The sequence below is a fragment of the uncultured Xylophilus sp. genome, from assembly GCA_913776965.1.
GTDB lineage: Bacteria > Pseudomonadota > Gammaproteobacteria > Burkholderiales > Burkholderiaceae_C > Xylophilus.
On record CAJYQL010000062.1, the window covers coordinates 1 to 3,557 of the forward strand.

The following is a 3,557-nucleotide window of genomic DNA, read 5'->3' on the forward strand; positions in this document are numbered from 1 at the left end:
GTGCTGGCCGACTTCGGCGCCGAGGTGGTGAAGGTGGAGCATCCCGGCCGCGGCGACGACACGCGCGACTGGGGCATGCGCATCGGCAAGACCGAGACCACCTACTACAACAGCATGAACCGCAACAAGCGGTCGATCACGCTGGACCTGCAGAGCCCCGAGGGCGCGAAGATCGTGCACGAACTGCTGCCGCAGATCGACGTGGTGATCCACAACTTCAAGACCGGCGGCGCCGAGAAGCTGGGCCTGGGCTACGAGCAGCTCAAGGCGATCAAGCCCGACCTGATCTACTGCGCCGTGGCCGGCTACGACGTGACCGGCCCCGAAGCCAAGCGGCCGGGCTACGACCTGGTGATCCAGGGCGAGGCCGGCCTGATGGCGCTCAACGGCGAGGCCGCGCAGCCCCCGCTCAAATTCGGCGTGGCGGTGGTAGACCTCATGACCGGCATGTACGCCGCACAGGCCGTGCTGGCGGCGCTGTTCCAGCGCAGCCGCATCGGCCGGGGCCGCCTGATCGAGATGGCGCTCTACGACTGCGGCCTGATGGTCACCGGCTACTACGGGCTGGATGCGATGCAGCTGGGCCACGACCCGCAGCGCTACGGCAATGCGCACCCGTCCATCGTGCCCTACGGCATGTTCGAGGCGGCCGACGGTCCGCTCATCATCGCGGTGGGCAACAACGGCCAGTTCGACAAGTTCTGCCGCCAGGTGATCGAGCGGCCCGACATCGTCGAAGACCCGCGCTTCGCGACCAACGTGGAGCGCGCGAAGCACCGGCTGGTGATCGGCCCGATGCTGACCGAGCTGATCCGCGGCTTCCCGCGCGACGTGCTGCTCGAACGCATGACGGCCTGCGGCATTCCCTGCGGCAAGGTGGCGGGTCTGCACGAGGCGCTGACCAGCGAGCGCACCCGGCGCGGCGGCCTGCTGCAGGACATGCCGCATCCGGTGGTGGGCACCACGTCGGTGTTCGCGCCGCCCTACCGCATCGACGGCCGGCGCCTGCCGATCCGCCATGCGCCGCCGACGCTCGGCGAGGGCACGCGCGAGGTGCTGCAGCGGCTGCTGCAGATGAGCGACGAACAACTGCAGGCCCTGCAGCAGCGCGGCGTGCTGACGCTGCCGGACGCCCCGCCGTCCGCCTGATCCCGTCCGCGGCACCGGTGCCGCGAGCCGCCCGCAGAGGCGGCGCACCGGAGCCGATCCCTTTGCCGAACCTTCCGGAGACAACACCATGACCGTTTCGCGATTCCCCCGCCGCACCGTCCTGCAGGGCATGGCCGCGTTCGGCGGCGCCGGCTGGCTGGGCGCGCCGTCCGCGCAGCCCGCCGGCGGCGCCTGGCCGACGAAGCCGATCCGGCTGATCGTGCCGTTCAATGCCGGCGGCGCGACCGACATCATCGCCCGCAGCGTCGGCGAGGCGCTGTCGCAGCGCACCGGCCAGCCGGTGCTGGTGGACAACCGCGGCGGCGCTGCCGGCATCCTGGGCACCGATGCGGTCGCCAAGGCCGCGCCCGACGGGTATACGCTGCTCCTGTCGCTCAGCACCTCGATGCTGATCAACCAGTTCCTCTACACCAAGCTGCCCTACAACCCGCAGAAGGACCTGACGCTGATCACGCAGGTCGCGGCCGCGCCGGTCACGCTGGTGGTGCACCCTTCGGTGCCGGCGAGCAACATGAAGGAGCTGCTGGCCTATGTGAAGGCGAACCGCGGCAAGCTGTCTTACGGTTCCTGGGGCGTGGGCTCGTACGCGCACCTGGGCGGCGCCTACATGAGCAAGACGCAGGACGCCGACATGGCCCACGTCGCCTACAAGGGCGAGGCGCCGATGATCCAGGACCTGATCGGCGGCCAGTTGCAGCTGTGTTTTTCCAGCGCGCAGAACACCAAGCCGTTCATCGACACGGGTCGCGTCAAGGCCATTGGCGTGACCGGAACCCAGCGCATGGACATCCTGCCGCAGGTGCCCACCATCCACGAGCAGGGTGTGACGGACGATGCCTATGCCGTCTTCGGCTGGGTCGCCATGGGCGGTCCGGCGAACCTGCCCAAGGAAGTGATGGACACGCTCCAGACGCACCTGCGCGAGATCGCCCGCGACCCGAAGCTGCTCGAGCGCATCCGCGGCGCGGGCTTCCTGCCGCTGATGAACAGCCCCGACGCCTTCCGCGCCAACTACCGCCGCGACATGCCGATCTGGAAGTCGCTGGTCGACGCCGCCGGCGCCAAGCTGGACTGACGGGCCGGCGCGCTGCGCGTCGCGCCTCGCGCTTCGCGCACTTCCGTCCTGCGTCCGTTTACTGTTTGCCTGACCCTCACCCCGTACCCGAGACCCACTCCATGCCCCTGTTTTCCCCCGTTTCCCGCCCCCTGACCCGCACCGCCCGCCGCACGCTGCTGGGCCTGGCCGCCGCCGCGCCGTTGCTGCTGCTCGCACCGGTCGCCGGCGCACAGCCGGCCGCCGGTGCCTGGCCGGCCAAGCCGCTCCGGCTGGTCGTGCCGTTTCCGGCGGGCGGGCCGACCGACACGGCCTCGCGCATCGTCGGCCAGAAGCTGGGCGAGCGGCTGGGGCAGCCGGTGGTGGTGGACAACCGGCCGGGCGCGTCGGGCTCGATCGCCGCGCTGCAGGTCGCCAAGGCCGATCCCGACGGCTACACGCTGATGATGCTGGCGACGCCCACGCTGCTCGCGCCGCACCTGTACAAGAGGACCGGCTACGACACGGTCAAGGACTTCGCGCCGGTCGTAACCGTGTACGACCTGCCGATCGTGGTGGTGGTCAACCCGACGCTGCTGTCCGACGTGAAGACGCTGCCGCAGTTGCTGGCGTATGCCAAGGCGCAGAAGACGCCGATGAACTACACCAGTTCCGGCACCGGCAGCTTCGGCCACCTGAGCATGGAGCTGCTGCAGCAGCTCGGCGGCGTCGACATGCAGCACGTGCCCTACAAGGGCGGAGTGCCCGCGATCACCGACACCATCGGCGGCCAGGTGCCGGTGATGTATGCCGACCTGGTGGCGGCGCTGCCGCACGTGCAGGCCGGCAAGCTGCGCGCCATCGCCGTCGGTTCGCCGCGGCGCGTGGCGATGCTGCCCGACGTGCCCACCATCGCCGAGCAGGGCTTCCAGGGCTACGACGCGGTGTCGTGGGGCGGCCTGCTGGCGCCGCGCGGTACGCCCAAGGCGGTGGTGGACCGGGTGGCCGGCGAGGTGCGCCAGATCCTGGTCGAGAAGGACACCCAGGACCGGCTGCTGAACGCCGGCGCCATCGCCCGCTTCCAGGACCCGGCCCAGATGGCCGACCGGGTGCGGCAGGACTACACCAAATGGGGTCAGCTCATCCGCGACAAGAACATCGCGTCCGAGTGAGCGGCGCCGCAGCCCTTTTTTCTCTTTTTTGTTTCTGATTCAGCGAGGTGATCCCATGAAGGTCCTGGTCCCCGTCAAGCGGGTAGTCGACTACAACGTCAAGGTGCGGGTGAAGAGCGACGGCAGCGGCGTCGACACCGCCAACGTCAAGCACAGCATGAACCCCTTCGACGAAATCGCCG

At 69.6% G+C, this 3,557-nt stretch carries 3 protein-coding genes and 1 pseudogene; all 4 read left to right on the plus strand.

What is annotated here, in order from left to right; genetic code table 11:
- Window positions 1-1,149 (plus strand): CoA transferase (locus QZ500_RS09100; protein WP_295854067.1); only part of this gene is annotated, 1,149 nt, incomplete at its 5' end.
- A gap of 88 nt (window positions 1,150-1,237) precedes the next feature.
- Window positions 1,238-2,245: a tripartite tricarboxylate transporter substrate binding protein gene (locus QZ500_RS09105; RefSeq protein ID WP_295854070.1), complete on the plus strand. Its 1,008-nt coding sequence runs from the start codon at window positions 1,238-1,240 to the stop codon at window positions 2,243-2,245.
- 101 nt (window positions 2,246-2,346) lie between these two features.
- Window positions 2,347-3,375 carry a tripartite tricarboxylate transporter substrate binding protein gene (locus QZ500_RS09110; protein ID WP_295854072.1) on the plus strand — a complete coding sequence of 343 codons (1,029 nt, stop codon included), beginning with the start codon at window positions 2,347-2,349 and terminating at the stop codon, window positions 3,373-3,375.
- 55 nt (window positions 3,376-3,430) lie between these two features.
- Window positions 3,431-3,557: pseudogene (locus QZ500_RS09115) on the plus strand (electron transfer flavoprotein subunit beta/FixA family protein); the annotation flags it as partial.